Source organism: Stenotrophomonas maltophilia group sp. LNF247, assembly GCF_054083135.1.
This window is the reverse complement of record NZ_JBSRQL010000002.1, coordinates 211,582-227,329: the sequence shown is the minus strand read 5'-3', so window position 1 is coordinate 227,329 and position 15,748 is coordinate 211,582. Positions and strand designations below refer to the sequence as shown.

The window sequence follows — 15,748 nt, the reverse complement described above, 5'->3', positions numbered from 1 at the left end:
GCGCAATGTCGGGGCGGCCCGGATGCTAGAATCACAGGCCTCGCAACCCGTTCATCGACATCCGCCATGAGCCATACCGCCACTGCGCCCGCCAACGCCGAGAAGCGCTACACCGTGCACCGCAGCGATCTGCCGCTGAGCTGCCCGACCCCGGAAATGGCGCTGTGGAACTCGCATCCGCGCGTATACCTGCCGATCGAGGACGAGCCCAATGGCGAAGCGCAGTGCCCGTACTGCGGTTCCGTGTTCGTGCTGGCCGACTAAACGGCGGCCTTTTCGATGCGCCGATTGACCGTGGTGCAGTTGCTGCCGGCGCTGCACTCCGGCGGTGTCGAGCGCTCGACCCTGGAAATCGCTGCGGCCCTGGTCGCTGCCGGCCATCGTGCGCTGGTGGTCTCCGCCGGTGGCCGCCTGGTGCAGCCCCTGCTCGATAGCGGTGCCGAGCACCTCACCCTCGACATCGGCCGCAAATCGCTGCTGACGCTGCGCCACCTGCCGACCCTGCGCCGCCTGTTCGCTGAAGTCGGCGCGGACATCGTGCACGCCCGTTCGCGGCTGCCGGCATGGCTGGGCCTGTACGCGATCCGTGCCATGCCCGCCGCCCAGCGCCCGCACTGGGTAACCACCGTGCACGGGTTGAATTCGCCCAGTCGCTACAGCGCGGTGATGACCAGCGGTGAACGCGTGATCTGCGTGTCCAACACCGTGCGCGACTACGTGCAGCGGCACTATCCGACGGTACCCGAAGCGAAGCTGCAGGTGATTCCGCGCGGCGTCGATGTCACACAGTTTCCGCGTGTGGCCCGCGCCGACCGCCGGCCACGACTGGCGCTGGCAGCCGACTACCCGTGGCTGGCGCAGGTTGGGGGCCCGCTGCTGCTGCTGCCGGGGCGGGGCACCCGGCTGAAGGGACATGCCCATGCGCTGCAATTGCTCGCCGATGTACGTGCAGCTGGTGTGCCGGCACAGCTGTGGATGCTGGGCACCGATGAACCGGGCCGCGAAGCCTACGTGGCCGACCTGCGCCGGCAGGCCACTGCCTTGGGCGTGACCGACGCCGTGCAGATCAGCACGCCGACCGCGCGCATCGCCCAGGCCTATGCAGCCAGCGATCTGGTGCTGCAGCTGTCGGACAAACCGGAAGCGTTTGGCCGCACCGTGGTCGAGGCGCTGTCGGTCGGCCGTCCGGTGCTGGGCTGGGATCATGGTGGCGTCGGCGAACTGCTTCGGCAGCTGCAGCCCGCTGGCGCGGTGCCGCTGGGCGATGCACGCGCGTTGGGTGAACGTGCGCTGGCCCTGCTGGCGCAGCCGCCGTTCTTGCCGACCCGCATCCCGTTTACGCTGCAGGCCATGCAGCGCGATACCCTCCGCCTCTATGCCGACCTCGCTGGCTGACTCCGCCGTCACCGTGCGCGACGACCGCGCCGGGCGCTGGGCGCCGTGGTGGGTGCTGACGTACGTAGCACTGTGGCCATTGCCGGGCATCGCGGAGACCGTGCTGGGCCTTGGCGCGGTCTACGCCGCCGCGCGCATGGTCATGCGCCGCCTGCAGCGCCGCCCGCATCTGTTGAGCACGGCAGCGTGGGCGCTGACCTCCATCCTGTTCCTCGGCTATTGGCTGCCGCAGGCGTTCTCGGCGTTTGATGCAATCGATCCGGCAGCGTCGTGGACGAAGGCGGCTGCCGGCCTGCGCTACCTGCCCTTCATGTGGCTGGTGGCGATCGCGGTGGCCACGCCGGAACGCAGGCGGCTGACCTTCGGTGGCCTGGCGCTGATCACCGGCGCATGGACGCTGGATGCGCTGGTGCAGGCGCTGGCCGGAACCAGCCCGTGGTTCTGGTCGCTTGAGCAGCTGAAGCTTGCGGTGAGTGGTCACGCGTTGTGCCCGGCCACTGAGGCAGCCGTGGTCGATCGCCTCAGTGGGGCACTCGGGCCGTGCAACCTGAAGTTCGGCCAGGTCCTGGCCAGTCTCTCACCGTTCCTGTTGTTGCCGCTGGCGCGTCGCTTTGGCAATCCGGGTTGGGTACTGGCCGCGGCGGCGCTGGGCTGCGTGCTGCTGCTGGCCGGCTCGCGCGCGTCGTGGATCACCTTCGCGCTGGTGCTGGCCTACAGCGGCGTGCGCCAGTTCGGTGTGAAGCGGATGCTGCTGCTGGCGCTGCTCGGCGTGCTGGGCGCCGGCGTGCTCACCGCAGGCGTGCCGCAGCTGCGCGAACGCCTTGCGCGTACCGCGATGGCGTGGGATGGAAGCGAACGCGGTGTCGACGAGGCACTGTCGGGGCGCGCGCGTATCTGGGAAGCCGCCGTCTGCATGATCGAAGAACACCCGTTCAACGGCGTCGGCGCACGCGGTTTCCGCGATGCCTATCCCGCTTGCGTGGCCGAAGAGGGGCTGGCGGTATGGGGGGATGCTCCCGCCCTGCACGCGCATCAGATCGTGCTGGAAATCCTGGCAGAAACCGGGGTGATCGGCCTGCTGCTGTGGCTGGCAGCCGTGGCCCAGGCCTGGCGGGCCTGGCGCTATGCACCGACGGCCGCGCGTGACCGGGCCCGCCCTGCGATGCTGGCGCTGGCGGTCACCGTGTTCCCGCTCAACACGCATCTGGCGTTCTATTCCGCGTTCTGGGGCGGCCTGACCGTGCTGCTCGCTGCCTTGTTCGCCGGCAGCCTGCTGGCCCGCGACGCAGATGATTCCCCGCCGGTGAAGTGACCGCGCATCCGCGCATGGTAGGGATCAACCATGGAGTCGATCAGTAGATCCACGCCATGCGTGGATGAGGCTTTCCCGACCTGAACACGGTGACATCTCCACTATCGGTGCCCCGGCAGTTCGCGCACGCTGGAGGCATGGCCAGCCCCAGACTCCGCTACGGTCGGTATTCCCGAACCGGCAACGTGTACTCATTGACCACGGCAACCCTTGGCCGTGAACCGTTATTCGCCGATGCGGCGAACATGGCGATCCTGATCGACACCCTGCGCTTCGTCGAGCGTAGGGGCTTCAGCCACAGTCTCGCCTGGGTGGTGATGCCTGACCATCTGCACTGGTTGATGGAACTGCGCAGTGGAACCCTGGCCGAGTGCATGGCCCTGCTCAAATCACGCAGCAGCCGACTGCTGAACCGGCGATTGGAGCGACGAGGGGCGCTGTGGCAGCACGGTTACCACGATCATGCCGTACGCAGCGATGAATCCCTTCATGAGAAGGCGATGTACATCCTGGCCAATCCGGTCCGTGCGGGCCTGGCCGGCACGTTGGGTGAGTACCCGCACGCATGGTGCCGTTGGCCGTTGTAGGTGCCGGCACCCGGATTAGAGCATCCACGCATGGCGTGGATCTACTTCAGAATGCTCCGCGTCATCAAATTCACGCCATGCGTGGACGAAACCCTCCCGCCCCACCGTTATTTGTAGAAATCACTCCGGCCGCCGGGCTGGCGCTTGAAGCGGCGGTGGATCCACAGGTACTGGTCGGGAGCCTCGCGCACCATCGCTTCGATGGCCTGGTTGACCCGCGTGGTATCGGCTTCCACATCCTCGCTGGGAAAGTTCTCCAGCGGCGCGCCGATCTTCAGGAAGTACTTTCCGCCCTCGCGGCGGTGGAAGTACGGAATCACCGCGCAGCCGGTCATGCGCGCCAGCTGGTGGGTGGCGGTAATGGTGGACGCGGTATGGCCGAAGAACGGGACGAACACGGTGTCCTTGCCACGCATGTCCTGGTCCGGCGCATACCAGAGAAAGCCGCCCTTCTTCAGGTGGCGCACGGTCGCGCGGATGTCCTCGTTGGCGAACATCGCCTTGGCATAGCGCAGGCGGCCGAACTTCACCGCCCACTCGTACACCGGGTTCTTGTGCTTGCGGTACATGCCTGAAAGATCGACGTAGTCGCACAGCAGGCGGCCGCACATCTCCAGGGTCATGAAATGGCCGGACACCAGCAGTACGCCGCGGCCTTCGGCCTGCATCCGCCGCAGATGTTCCAGGCCTTCGATCTGCACCTGTGGGCGGATGCGGTCGATGCTGCCCCACCACGCGCGGATGCACTCGAACACGCCCACACCCAGTGCGTCGAAGCTGTCGCGCACCAGGCGCTGGCGCCAGGCTTCGTCCTTTTCCGGGAAACACAGCCGCAGGTTGACTTCGGCGGCGCGACGGCGGCTGCCGAGCAGGCGCCAGCTGATCCAGCCCACGCCACGACCGAGCGCACGCTGCAGCATCCACGGCAGGCGGGCGATGGCGAAGGCGCCGAGCATGGCGGCGAACATCGGCCAGTTGCGGGGATCGCGCAGCGACGGACGGACGGCGGTGGTGGCATCGGACATGGCGCCATTCTACCAACCCGGCAGCGTGTCTTTCCCGGGGGGCTCCCGTATCCTTGCCGCATGCGCAAAGACCCTGCCGAATGGATCCTGCGCGGCCTGTACTCGGCCGTGCTCTACATCCTGCTGCCGATCACCGTGTACCACCTGGTCTGGCGCGGTTTCCGGGTCCGTGAATACTTCCGGCGCTGGGACGAGCGCTATGCCTCGTATCCGCAGCCGACCGGCCAGCCGCGGGTCTGGCTGCATGCGGTCTCGGTGGGCGAAGTCAATGCCGCCGCGCCGCTGGTGAATGCCCTGCGCCAACAGCGTCCGGACATCCGCTGGGTCATCACCACCATCACGCCGACCGGTTCGGAGCGCGTGCGTGCGCTGTGGGGGGACGCGCTGGACCACGTCTATCTGCCGTACGACGTGCCGGGCAGCGTCAACCGCTTCCTCGGCCACTTCCAGCCCAGCCTGGCGCTGATCCTGGAAACCGAGCTGTGGCCGAACATGCTGTTCGGCTGCCGCGACCGCCATATTCCGGTCTATATCCTCAACGCCCGCCTGTCTGCGCGTTCGCTGCGCGGTTACCGGGTGCTGGCGGCGCTGATCCGCCGTGCGCTGCGCACGGTCACCTGCGTGGCCGCGCAGTCGCAGGACGACGCCGCGCGCTTCGTGCAGCTGGGGGCGGCGCGGGAACAGGTGCAGGCCCTGGGCAACCTCAAGTTCGATATCGCCACGCCGGATGTGCAGGGCTTCGTCGAGCAGTTCCACGCCTGCGTGCCCGCCGGGCGCCCGGTGTGGATCGCGGCCAGTACCCATGATGGCGAGGAGCAGGCGGTGATCGACCTGCATCGGCGCCTGCGCCAGCAGCACCCCGACCTGTTGTTGCTGTGGGCGCCGCGGCACCCCGAGCGCTTCCCGAAGGTGGAGGCGCTGGCGCGCGAGCAGGGGTGGAGCGTGGCGACCCGTCGTGCGAAGCAATGGCCCGAGGCCGGCACGGATGTATTCGTCATCGACACCCTGGGCGAGCTGATGCCGTTCTATGCCTGCGCGCAGGTTGCCTTCGTCGGCGGCAGCCTGCAGCCGATCGGTGGCCACAACCTGCTGGAACCGGCGGCAATGGGTACTGCGGCTGTGACCGGCCCCCACCTGCACAACTTCGCCGAGATCTCCCGCCGCATGCGTGAGGCCGGTGCCTTGCTGATCGGCGATGACGTGCAAGCGGTGGGTGACCTGCTGCAGCACCTGCTCCAGGACCCGCAGGCGCGCGAGGACATGGCGCGGGCAGGCTGCACGTTGATCAGCAATGGCCGTGGCGCTTTGCAGCGCACGCTGGCCCTGGTCGCGCCACATCTGCCGCCGCCGCGCGGCTGAGTCCACCGGCCGCACAGGCCTGCGCCCAGTCCGTCGACTGACGTGATCGACTGCATCAATTCTGCTTAGCGGGCGGAGTTCTGTCGCGACAGAACCGGGTGCGCGTCGCTGGGCGTGTCTGCGGTCACATCGCGGCGTGCACGGCAAGGATTCTGATATCGCCCTTCGGCGCAGGCTGCCAGCCTGCTGTCGACCGCGCTTGGACGGATATCAAGGGAGCTTGCGATGGATGGGGGCAGCAGGCCGGAGGGCATCGGTGATGCCCGGCCCGGCATGGAGCATCTTGCAGTGGTGGCGCTGACGCTGCTGCTGGGGGGCAATGTGGTCGCGCTGATCGGCCAGCACACGGCGGCCGAGGCTGGGCCGGCCATCGTGCTGAGCCTGTTGCTGGCCGCACTGGGTACGATGCCACTGCTGTATTGCCTGCACGCCCTCAACCAGCAGCTGCCGGCTGTCGATGGCCTGCAGGGAGTGTTGCGTGCGTGCTGGGGCCGGGCATCCGCCGGTGTGCTCGGCGGCGCGCTGTTGTTGGAACTGGTGGCGACCATGGGTGGCGTGGCGCAATCGCTGGCCCGTCATCTGCGTGCACTGCTGGCCTATTGTGGCGTCGAGGCCGACTACGCGGTGCCGGGTCCGCTGATGGCCAGCCTGGCGGTGCTTCTGATTGGTGTGGTCGGGTTGCTGCCGTGGCGACGAATGGTTCTGGTGGCGTGTGCGCTGTTGACGATGAAGATCGGGACCGGCCTGCTGCTGGTGGCACTGGCAGCCCGTTACATGCACTACGCGCACTGGATTCCCTGGCTGCCGGAGGCGACGGCTCCCTATCGCTTTGGGCTTGGTGGTGTATTGGCGGCGAGCGTGCCGCTGCTGGGTGCGTTCGCCAGCGTGGGCCTGGCGGTTGGATTTCCCGGCTTGGGCGGGCAGGTGAAGGCGCGCCAGTCGCGGCTGCTGGCGGGCATGCTGCTGCTGGCCATGCTGTTGCTGATCGTGGTCGCTGCATTGCAGGCCGGGCTGGTCGAGTTCCCTGCATTGGACAGCACGCGACCGCTGGCGGTAGCCCTGCAACCGCACCCGCAGCTGCAGTGGCTGATGCCGTTGCTGCCGCTGGCCGGCGCGGCTGGATTGGCCGCGCTGCTGCTGGTGCTGCTGCGGGTGGGCCTGTGCTTGGCGATGCAGCTGTGGCCGGCACGGCATGACGAAGCAATCGGCATGCATGTGCAGGCGGTGCCGGTCGCGTTGATTCTGTCAGCGGCGGTGCTGGCTTTCGGCGTGCCCGCGGGCATTCTGCCGGTGCTACCCGGCCCGGTCGTGCTGGTGGTGATGGCCGCCCTGTGCCTGGCCGTACTGCGCGGGCAGTCACCGTTGGCACGTGGCCTTGCGCTGCTGGCGCCTGTGGCCGCCGGACTGTGCATGCTGGCCGCCATCGGGTGGCTGCGGGCCTGGCCCGGCTGATGGCCGTGCATCGCGCACAAAAAAGCCACCCTCGCGGGTGGCTTTTCGTTGCCGGCAGGCGACGGCTCAGTGCGTCGTCGTTGCCGGATTGCCCGCGTCCTGGGTCAGCAGGCGGTTCACGTCCTGCAGCTCGGCCACGTCCAGTGCACCCAGCGACTGGCTCAGCAGCAGGCGGTTCTGCAGGAAGGTGTAACGGGCCTGGGCGTAGTCCAGCTGCGCCGAGAACAGGATGCGCTGGTTCTGGATCACATCCAGCACGGTACGGGTGCCGACCTCCAGGCCGACCTGCGAAGCGTCGTACGCGCTCTGCGCCGAGACCACCGCCAAGCGGCGGGCTTCCACTTCGCTGATGCCCTGCACCAGGGTCTGGTAGGCATTGCGGGTATTGCGGTCCAGGGCACGCTTCTGCTGCTCGTAGCCGTCCTGGGCGATGTCACGCTGGGCCAGCGCCTGGCGCACGCCCGACTGGGTGGCACCACCGGAGAAGATCGGCACGCTCAGGGTCAGGCCGATGCTGTTGGTGCGTGCGTCCGGCGACAACGAGCCGGCGCCGGTGCTGTCGCCCCAGGTCGCGCTCTTGCCCCAGCTGCCGCCCAGCGACAGGGTCGGGTAATGGCCACCGCGGGCAGCCTGCACGCCAGCTTCGGCCGCACTGACCTTCAGCTCCTGCGCCTTCAGCGCCGGATTCTGGGTGGTGGCCTGCTGCACCAGCTCATCGATGTTGCCGCGGTTGGCCGGCACTTCCGGGCGGAAGTCCGCCGGCAGGCCACGCAGGTTGGTCACCGGCTGGCCGGTCAGTTCGGTCAGGGCCTGGTAGTTATCGGCCAGGGTGTTCTGCGCAATGATGGTGTTGGCACGCGCCTGGTCGTACTGGGCGCGTGCTTCGTGCACGTCGGTGATCGGCGCCAGGCCCACTTCCAGGCGCTTGTCGGCGAAGTCGAACTGCTTCTTCGCGGCCGCTTCGTTGGTCTGCGCGGCGTTCAGCGATTCGATCGCCACCAGCACGTTGAAGTAGGCCGCCGAGGTGCGCACGATCAGGTTGTCGTTGGCCGATTCGAGGGTGAAGTCCGCCGCCTTGCTCAGCTCACGCTGCGAGCGCAGGTTGTTGATCTGGGTCCAGTTGAACAGCGTCTGGCTGCCGTCGATCGTGTAGGTGCGGCGCTTGTTGGTGAACGAGCCGGAGTTGGCGTCGGCGTTCGGCTCGCTGCGCGTGCGGTTCAGCGCGGCCTGGCCGTTGATCTGCGGCAGCAGGGCGGCACGCGCCTGCACGGCGCCTTCCTTGTCGTACAGCCGGGTCGATTCGGCGGCCGACAGCTGCGGATCGCCGTTGCGGGCCATTTCGTAGACCTGCAGCAGGTCGGCGGCATGGGCGGACAACGGCAGCAGGGCAGTGGCCAGCGCAACAGCGAGGGATCGGCGGATCATTGCGGCTTCCTTGGACTCAGAGGTGGAACTGGGGGGCCGGGGCGGCACCACGCAGGTAATCGATATCGGTCTCGAACAGGGACTCGGAGCTGCCGTCGGCCTTGACCAGCAGGGCCTCCATCGCCGGCGAGCGGCCGTGGATCACGAACAGGCGGCCACCCGGACGCAGCCACGAGGCGAACTGTGACGGCACCACGTCGACCGCACCAGTGACACAGATCACGTCAAAGCGGCGTTCGGTCTGCCAGGACAGGGCATCGGCCACTTCCACGCGGACGTTGCTGCCCAGGCCGGAAGCGTCCAGGCGGGCACGCGCGGCGGCGGCCAGCTCCGGGTCGATTTCCAGGCTCAGCACATCGCGCGCCAGCGCGCCGATGCAGGCGGCCAGGAAGCCGCTGCCGGTGCCGATTTCCAGCACTTCGTCACCCGGCTGCAGGTCCAGCGCCTGCAGGGTACGGCCCTCGATGACCGGCTTCATCATCTTCTGGCCGTGGCCGATCGGCAGTTCGACATCGGCGTAGGCCAGTGCCCGGTGTGCATCGGCGACAAAAGCCTCGCGCGGCAGGCGGGCCAGGACGTCGAGCACCTTGATGTCCAGCACGTCCCAGGGACGGATCTGCTGTTCCACCATCAGTTCGCGGGCGTGGGCGTAATCAATCGTCATGAGGTTCAAATCCAGCGCAGTGGGCCGGCCATTTTACCGGTGCCGGAGGCCGGCGGCGCGCCCAGAGCATCAGCTGCCGGGGGCCGGGGTCGCAGTGCCGGAAGTCATCGCGACCTCCGGTTCGTTCAGTTTTGGTTATTCAGCTGTTCCGGCCCCTCGCGGCGCGTAGGCGCGCAGGAAGAAGTCGATGCTGGCGGTCACGTGGGCAAGAGGGTCGCATTCCACCGGTGACAGTGGCATGCCGCACATCATATGCATGTGCACTTCGCCCTTGACCAGGGTCAGGAACTGCTCGCCAGCCAGCGAATAGTCGGTGATTTCCAGCTCGCCGCGCTCGGCGCGTGCCCGCAGGAAGTCAGCCAGGGCCTCGCAGGTACGTTCCGGTCCTGCCTTCCAGAACAGCTCGCGCAGGCGTTCGTCGGTCTCCGGCGCCATCATCATGCGCTGGATCGAGATCGCCGCGTCGGAGGTGATCAGTTCGAAGAAGGCCAGACCGATGCCGATCAGCTGGTCGCGCAGCGGGCCGTCCGTGTCGGCCACGAACAGGGCATCGGGCAGCATTTCAATGCACTTTGACTGCACGGCCTCGGAGAACAGGGTCTCCTTGTCGCCGAAGTGGCTGTACACGGTCAGCTTCGAGACGCCGGCCTGGGCGGCGATGGTGTCCATGCTCACGCCGGTATACCCCTGTTCGATGAACAGTACCTTGGCTGCTTCAAGGATCGCCGCGCGCTTGCCCAGATCCTTGGGGCGCCCGGGTCCGGCGGCCTTGGCAGCAGGCTTGGCCGACGGCTTGCGGGAAGTGGAAGAACTCATCGCAACAATACTAGACCAAGCGGTTCGATATTTATACTATACCGGCCGGTTTATTAAATTGGGCCGGCAGTCGCGGCTCCCCCTTGTTGCAACCCTGCGTTTTCAGGACGTTGACCGATGAAGATCGTGCGCTGGATGGGCGGTATGGTGTGGGTGGCTGCGCTGGCAGCCTGTTCGGGACAGGAACAGGCGCCGCAGGCGGCCGTGCCGGTACTGGTGGTTCACCCCGGCGAACAGGCCGGACAGGCGCCGGCGGCATTCCCGGGCACGGTGCGTGCCCGCCAGGAAAGCCCGCTGTCGTTCCGCGTCGGAGGCAACCTGGTCAAGCGCCACGTCGATGCCGGCCAGCGGGTGAAGAAGGGCGACGTGCTGGCCGAACTGGACGTGGCTGACTTCGCGCTGCAGGCCCGTGCCTCACAGGCGCAGCTGGCTGCGGCCGAGGCCGACCTGGTGCGTGCCCGCGATGACCTCAAGCGCTACCAGGTGCTGGCCGACCAGCAGCTGGTCAGCCGTTCGCAGCTGGACCAGCAGTCCGCCGCCTTCAAAGCGGCGCAGGGTCAGGCCAACGCCGCCCGCGCCAACCTCGATGTGCTGCGCAACCAGGCCGACTACGCGCAGCTGCGCGCACCGGCTGACGGCGTGATCGCCAGCCGCGAGGCCGAGGCTGGGCAGGTGGTGTCCGCCGGACAGACCATCTTCAACCTGGCCGCCGACGGTGGCCGCGAAGTGCTGATCGACCTGCCCGAAGCCACCATCCGCGACTACGCGGTCGGCCAGCCGGTCGAGGTGGAACTGTGGAACCGCCCGGGGCAGCGCCTGCCGGGCACGATCCGCGAGATTGCCGCCGCCGCCGATCCGCAGGCACGCACCTATGCCACCCGCGTCAGCCTGGCCGCCGATGCGCTGGCCGATGTCGAACTGGGCCAGAGCGCGCGCGTCTACAGCAGCGCCGGTCGCCACGGTACCCTGCAGCTGCCGCTGGGCGCGCTGCAGCGCGGTGTCAACGGTGCCGCCAGCGTGTGGGTGGTCGATCCGGCCAACAGCACGCTGAAGGCCGCCTCGGTCACCACCGGTGCGTTTGGCAGCGAGACCGTGCCGGTGCTGTCCGGCGTGAACGCGGGTGACTGGGTGGTTGCCGCCGGTGGCCACCTGCTGCGAGCGGGCCAGCCGGTGATCGCCGTGGACCGGCAGAACCGCCCGGTGCTGAAGCCGGCCGCGCCGGCCGCTGCCGCCAAGGCCAGGGAGTAAGCCGGTGCGCCGCTTCAATCTTTCCGAGTGGGCGCTGGCCAATCGCCCGCTGGTGCTGTTCGCGATGCTGGCCTTCGCGCTGATCGGCGCGTGGTCGTACAAGCACCTGGGCCAGTCCGAGGATCCACCATTCACCTTCAAGGCGATGGTGGTGCGCACGCTGTGGCCGGGCGCCACCGCCGAGCAGGTCTCGCGCCAGGTGACCGAGCCGATCGAGAAGGCGCTGATGAACACCGGCGAGTACGAGTTCATCCGCTCCTATTCGCGCCCCGGCGAATCGCAGGTCATCTTCATGGCCCGCGACAGCCTGCGTTCCAGGCAGATCCCGGACCTGTGGTACCAGGTGCGCAAGCGCGTGGGCGACATCCGTGCGACGCTGCCGCGCGAGATCGTCGGCCCGTTCTTCAACGATGAGTTCGGCGACACCTACGGCAACATCTATGCGTTGACCGGCAAGGGCTTCGACTACGCGGTGATGCGCGACTACGCCGACCGCATCCAGCTGGAACTGCAGCGCGTGCCCGATGTCGGCAAGATCGACCTGGTCGGCCTGCAGGACGAGAAGGTCTGGATCGAGCTGTCCAACACCCGCCTGGCCACGCTGGGTGTGTCGATGCAGCAGGTACAGCAGGCGCTGGCCGACCAGAATGCGGTCACCGGCACCAGCTTCTTCGAGACCGCCACCGATCGCGTGCAGCTGCGCGTGACCGGCCAGTTCAACGACATCGAAGCAATCCGCCAGTTCCCGATCCGTGCTGGCGACCGCACCGTGCACCTGGGTGACATCGCCGAGGTCAAGCGCGGCTTCGCCGATCCGGCGTCGCCGAAGATGCGCTTCATGGGCGAAGAGGCGATCGGCCTGGCGGTGGCGATGAAGGATGGCGGTGACATCCTCAAGCTCGGTGCCAACCTTGATGCCGAGTTCCAACGGCTGCAGAAGACCCTGCCGGCCGGCATGCAGCTGCGCAAGGTGTCCGACCAGCCGCAATCGGTGGAAGAGTCGGTCGGCGAGTTCGTGCAGGTGCTGACCGAGGCGGTGGTGATCGTGCTGCTGGTCAGCTTCTTCTCGCTGGGCCTGCGCACCGGCCTGGTGGTGGGCGTCACCATTCCGCTGGTGCTGGCGATGACCTTCTTCGTCATGCACTACTTCGACATCGGCCTGCACAAGATCTCGCTGGGCGCGCTGGTGCTGGCGCTGGGCCTGCTGGTGGACGATGCGATCATCGCGGTGGAGATGATGGCCACCAAGATGGAGCAGGGCTACGACCGCCTGCGCGCGGCCAGTTTCGCTTGGGAATCGACTGCGTTCCCGATGCTGACCGGTACGTTGATCACCGCAGCCGGCTTCCTGCCGATCGCCACGGCGGCATCGAGCACCGGTGAATATACGCGTTCGCTGTTCCAGGTGGTGACCATCGCGCTGGTGGTGTCGTGGATCGCGGCCGTACTGTTCATTCCCTACCTGGGTGACAAGATGCTGCCGGACCTGTTCAATCCGCAGCCGCCCAAGCCGGGCAGCCTGTCCGCGCGCTGGCATGCCAAGCGCCAGCAGTGGGCCGACCGCTACCCGGCGCTGGCCAACCTGATTGCGCCGCCGCAGCATGGGCACGACCATGATCCGTACCAGCGCCCGTTCTATCGCAGCTTCCGCCGCTTCCTCGATACCTGCCTGCGCCATCGCTGGTGGGTGATCGCCGCGACCATCGCCCTGTTCGTGTTCTCGCTGATGATGTTCCGCTTCGTGCCCCAGCAGTTCTTCCCGGACTCGACCCGGCCGGAGCTGATGGTGGACATCGAGCTGGCCGAGGGCGCCTCGCTGCGCTCGACCCAGGCCCAGGCCGAGAAGCTGGAAAAGCTGCTGTCCCGCCGCGAGGGCATTGCCAACTACGTGTCCTATGTGGGCACCGGTTCGCCGCGCTTCTATCTGCCGCTGGACCAGCAGCTGCCGGCGACCAACTTCGCCCAGTTCGTGGTGTTGGCCAAGGACATCAAGGCGCGCGAGAGCACCCGCGACTGGCTGCTGCACGAGGTGATCCCGAAGTTCCCGGACGTGCAGATGCGCGTGACCCGCCTGGAGAACGGACCGCCGGTCGGCTATCCGGTGCAGATGCGCATCTCCGGCGAGCACATCGAGAAGGTGCAGGCGATCGCGCGCCAGGTCGAGGCCAAGGTGCGGGAGAACCCGCACGTGATGAACGTCAACCTGGACTGGAGCGAGCCGAGCAAGGTGGTGCGCCTGGTGGTCGACCAGGAGCGCGCCCGTGCGCTGGGCGTTAGCAGCGCCCAGGTCAGCCAGTTCCTGTCCAGTTCGTTGGCCGGGCAGTCGGTGAGCGTGTATCGCGAAGGCAATCGCCAGATCGAGATGCTGCTGCGCGGGCCGGCCGATGAGCGCAACCAGCTGGAGCTGCTGTCCAGCCTGTCGATGCCCACCGCCAACGGTGGCAGCATCACGCTGTCGCAGGTGGCGACGATGGAGTACGGCTTCGAGGACGGCATCATCTGGCACCGCAACCGGTTGCCGACGGTGACCGTGCGCGCCGACATCAGTGATGGCATGCAGGCGCTGGACGTGGTTCATCAGATCCTGCCCACACTGGATGGCATCCGTGCCGAGCTGCCCAGTGGTTACCTGCTGGAAACCGGCGGTACCGTGGAGGATTCGGCACGTGGCCAGAACTCGATCAAGGCCGGCATGCCGCTGTTCCTGGTGGTGGTGGCCACGCTGCTGATGCTGCAGCTGCGCAGCTTCTCGCGTGCAGCGATGGTGCTGGTGACCGCGCCGCTGGGCATCATCGGCGCGACCCTGTTCCTGCTGCTGTTCCGGGCGCCGTTCGGCTTCGTCGCGCTGCTGGGCACGATCGCACTGGCCGGCATGATCATGCGCAACTCGGTGATCCTGATCGACCAGATCCAGCAGGACATCGATGCCGGGCATGACCGCTGGCATTCGATCATCGATGCCACGGTGCGCCGTTTCCGCCCGATCGTGCTGACCGCGCTGGCGGCGGTGCTGGCGATGATTCCGCTGTCGCGCAGCGCGTTCTACGGCTCGATGGCGATCTCGATCATGGGCGGCCTGATCGTCGGTACGGTGCTGACGCTGGTGTTCCTGCCGGCGCTGTATGCGGCGTGGTTCCGGGTGAAGCCCGATGAATCCGGGGCGTAACGCCCCGGGTTCCACGGCCACCGCCTCTGGTAGGTGCCAACCTTGGTTGGCACTGCGGCTTGCATCCACGCATGGCCCGGATTGATCTGCTCGCGGGATCTGCTTTCTGTAGAGCCGAGCCATGCTCGGCTGCTCTTCGCGGGATGACGGGATGAGTCGAGCATGGCTCGACGCTACAGAAGCACCCACGCATGGCGTGGATCTACCGCGATTCGCCATCGCTCGGTAGGTGCCAACCTTGGTTGGCACGGATGCATGCATCCACGCATGGCGTGGATCTACTGCAGCTGCAGACCGATCCGTAGCACCGGCAGCAGCCATTCGATGAACACCTGTACGCGCAGCGCACGGTGCTGCCGATGCGGCTGCAGCAGGGTGACCGGCAAGGGCTGCGCCACGTGCTGTGGCATCACCTCCACCAACGCGCCGGATTGCAGTTCGGCCTGCACGTCGTAGCGCGGAATCTGCAGCAACCCCAACCCCGCCACACAGCACGCAATCGATGCCTCGGCGCTGTTCACCCGCACCCAGCCGGGCATCGGCAGCGTGCGCAGTTGGCCGCCGTCCTGCCACTCCCACGGTTCCACCCGTGCCGTGGTCGGCGACGCGTAGTTCACCGCGCGGTGCTGCGGCAGGTCGGCAGGATGCTGCGGCATGCCGTGTTCGCGCAGGTAAGCGGGCGCGGCGACGTTGACGAAGTCGAGCTGGCCCAGCGTGCGCGCCACCAGGCTGGAATCGCCCAGTTGACCGACCCGCAGCACCGCATCGCAACCGTCCTCGATCAGGTTTACCGCGCGGTCGGTCATGCCCAGGTCCACTTCCACCTGCGGATACTGCGCGAAGAATTCGGGCAGCGCCGGTGCGATGATGCGGCGGCCGATGCGGCTGGGCACGTCGATCTTCAGCAGACCGACCGGTTGCGCATCGTCTTGACGGAACAGCGATTCGGCGTCCTCAACCTCGGCGATCAGGCGCAGGCAGCGGGCATGGAACACGTCGCCATCATGGGTGGTGGACACCCGGCGGGTCGAGCGCTGCAGCAGGCGGGTGCCGAGCCTCTGTTCGAGCTCGGCCACCGCCGCCGAAACGGTCGAGCGGGGCAGGCCGAGCTGGTCGGCGGCGCGGGTGAAGCTGGCGCACTCCACCACCCGGGTGAAGATGCGGAAGCGATCGATCCGGTCCATTGTTCGCTTGCTCTGGAAAGTTAAGTCAATGTGGCGGGCTTTATCCGCTTTTTCTGCACGATATCGTCGTCAGGGCAGGGTTGCCACCCCGGGTAGCCCCCTCCCGAGACCGAAG

At 67.4% G+C, this 15,748-nt stretch carries 13 protein-coding genes; 8 read left to right on the top strand and 5 right to left on the bottom strand.

What is annotated here, in order from left to right:
- The first annotated feature begins 66 nt into the window (after positions 1-66).
- The 4 genes from ACTXG9_RS03145 (at position 67) to ACTXG9_RS03130 (ending at position 3,294) form a co-directional block, all read left to right on the top strand.
- Entirely contained in the window at positions 67-264 is a 198-nt protein-coding gene (locus tag ACTXG9_RS03145; RefSeq protein ID WP_005410967.1) for a zinc-finger domain-containing protein, read from the top strand.
- A 15-nt stretch (positions 265-279) separates the two neighbouring features.
- A complete protein-coding gene (locus ACTXG9_RS03140) occupies positions 280-1,395 on the top strand; it encodes a glycosyltransferase (protein WP_019662058.1) in 1,116 nt (371 codons plus the stop codon).
- Positions 1,376-2,707: an O-antigen ligase family protein gene (locus ACTXG9_RS03135; protein WP_021204349.1), complete on the top strand. Its 1,332-nt coding sequence runs from the start codon at positions 1,376-1,378 to the stop codon at positions 2,705-2,707. Before ACTXG9_RS03140 ends, ACTXG9_RS03135 begins: the two co-directional genes overlap by 20 nt.
- A gap of 137 nt (positions 2,708-2,844) precedes the next feature.
- Complete coding sequence (locus ACTXG9_RS03130; protein WP_021204348.1) at positions 2,845-3,294, top strand: REP-associated tyrosine transposase; 450 nt, start codon at positions 2,845-2,847, stop codon at positions 3,292-3,294.
- Between the two features lie 107 nt (positions 3,295-3,401).
- Here ACTXG9_RS03130 and ACTXG9_RS03125 read toward each other — a convergent pair whose 3' ends face one another.
- Positions 3,402-4,319 (bottom strand): LpxL/LpxP family Kdo(2)-lipid IV(A) lauroyl/palmitoleoyl acyltransferase, encoded by a 918-nt coding sequence (locus tag ACTXG9_RS03125; RefSeq protein WP_058983548.1) that lies wholly within the window; start codon positions 4,317-4,319, stop codon positions 3,402-3,404.
- Positions 4,320-4,379: 60 nt separating this feature from the next.
- On the opposite strand from ACTXG9_RS03125, the gene waaA reads away from it, so the two are divergent.
- Positions 4,380-5,678: a lipid IV(A) 3-deoxy-D-manno-octulosonic acid transferase gene (gene waaA, locus ACTXG9_RS03120; protein ID WP_058983546.1), complete on the top strand. Its 1,299-nt coding sequence runs from the start codon at positions 4,380-4,382 to the stop codon at positions 5,676-5,678.
- A 225-nt stretch (positions 5,679-5,903) separates the two neighbouring features.
- Complete coding sequence (locus tag ACTXG9_RS03115) at positions 5,904-7,130, top strand: amino acid transporter (RefSeq protein WP_456115449.1); 1,227 nt, start codon at positions 5,904-5,906, stop codon at positions 7,128-7,130.
- Positions 7,131-7,196: 66 nt separating this feature from the next.
- Here the strand turns inward: ACTXG9_RS03115 and ACTXG9_RS03110 are convergent, their stop codons facing one another.
- The 3 genes from ACTXG9_RS03110 to ACTXG9_RS03100 form a co-directional block, all read right to left on the bottom strand.
- A complete protein-coding gene (locus ACTXG9_RS03110; RefSeq protein ID WP_005419128.1) occupies positions 7,197-8,555 on the bottom strand; it encodes a TolC family outer membrane protein in 1,359 nt (452 codons plus the stop codon).
- A 16-nt stretch (positions 8,556-8,571) separates the two neighbouring features.
- The gene (locus ACTXG9_RS03105) at positions 8,572-9,219 is read right to left on the bottom strand and encodes a protein-L-isoaspartate O-methyltransferase family protein (protein WP_019662052.1); all 648 of its coding nucleotides are present in this window, start codon (positions 9,217-9,219) and stop codon (positions 8,572-8,574) included.
- A 135-nt stretch (positions 9,220-9,354) separates the two neighbouring features.
- Positions 9,355-10,035: a TetR/AcrR family transcriptional regulator gene (locus ACTXG9_RS03100; protein WP_019662051.1), complete on the bottom strand. Its 681-nt coding sequence runs from the start codon at positions 10,033-10,035 to the stop codon at positions 9,355-9,357.
- A gap of 117 nt (positions 10,036-10,152) precedes the next feature.
- Here ACTXG9_RS03100 and ACTXG9_RS03095 point away from each other — a divergent pair, with 117 nt between their 5' ends.
- A complete protein-coding gene (locus ACTXG9_RS03095) occupies positions 10,153-11,283 on the top strand; it encodes an efflux RND transporter periplasmic adaptor subunit (protein WP_111099200.1) in 1,131 nt (376 codons plus the stop codon).
- A 4-nt stretch (positions 11,284-11,287) separates the two neighbouring features.
- Positions 11,288-14,449: an efflux RND transporter permease subunit gene (locus tag ACTXG9_RS03090; RefSeq protein ID WP_111104247.1), complete on the top strand. Its 3,162-nt coding sequence runs from the start codon at positions 11,288-11,290 to the stop codon at positions 14,447-14,449.
- A gap of 278 nt (positions 14,450-14,727) precedes the next feature.
- Here ACTXG9_RS03090 and ACTXG9_RS03085 read toward each other — a convergent pair whose 3' ends face one another.
- Positions 14,728-15,633: a LysR family transcriptional regulator gene (locus ACTXG9_RS03085; protein ID WP_456115448.1), complete on the bottom strand. Its 906-nt coding sequence runs from the start codon at positions 15,631-15,633 to the stop codon at positions 14,728-14,730.
- Between the last annotated feature and the right edge of the window lie 115 nt (positions 15,634-15,748).

Excerpts from the sequence above, each read along its gene's own strand:
- ACTXG9_RS03145 (WP_005410967.1), top strand. The coding sequence starts at position 67 with ATGAGCCATACCGCCACTGCGCCCGCCAACGCCGAGAAGCGCTACACC.
- ACTXG9_RS03140 (WP_019662058.1), top strand. The coding sequence starts at position 280 with ATGCGCCGATTGACCGTGGTGCAGTTGCTGCCGGCGCTGCACTCCGGC.
- ACTXG9_RS03135 (WP_021204349.1), top strand. The coding sequence starts at position 1,376 with ATGCCGACCTCGCTGGCTGACTCCGCCGTCACCGTGCGCGACGACCGC.
- ACTXG9_RS03130 (WP_021204348.1), top strand. The coding sequence starts at position 2,845 with ATGGCCAGCCCCAGACTCCGCTACGGTCGGTATTCCCGAACCGGCAAC.
- ACTXG9_RS03125 (WP_058983548.1), bottom strand. The coding sequence starts at position 4,319 with ATGTCCGATGCCACCACCGCCGTCCGTCCGTCGCTGCGCGATCCCCGC.
- waaA (WP_058983546.1), top strand. The coding sequence starts at position 4,380 with ATGCGCAAAGACCCTGCCGAATGGATCCTGCGCGGCCTGTACTCGGCC.
- ACTXG9_RS03115 (WP_456115449.1), top strand. The coding sequence starts at position 5,904 with ATGGATGGGGGCAGCAGGCCGGAGGGCATCGGTGATGCCCGGCCCGGC.
- ACTXG9_RS03110 (WP_005419128.1), bottom strand. The coding sequence starts at position 8,555 with ATGATCCGCCGATCCCTCGCTGTTGCGCTGGCCACTGCCCTGCTGCCG.
- ACTXG9_RS03105 (WP_019662052.1), bottom strand. The coding sequence starts at position 9,219 with ATGACGATTGATTACGCCCACGCCCGCGAACTGATGGTGGAACAGCAG.
- ACTXG9_RS03100 (WP_019662051.1), bottom strand. The coding sequence starts at position 10,035 with ATGAGTTCTTCCACTTCCCGCAAGCCGTCGGCCAAGCCTGCTGCCAAG.
- ACTXG9_RS03095 (WP_111099200.1), top strand. The coding sequence starts at position 10,153 with ATGAAGATCGTGCGCTGGATGGGCGGTATGGTGTGGGTGGCTGCGCTG.
- ACTXG9_RS03085 (WP_456115448.1), bottom strand. The coding sequence starts at position 15,633 with ATGGACCGGATCGATCGCTTCCGCATCTTCACCCGGGTGGTGGAGTGC.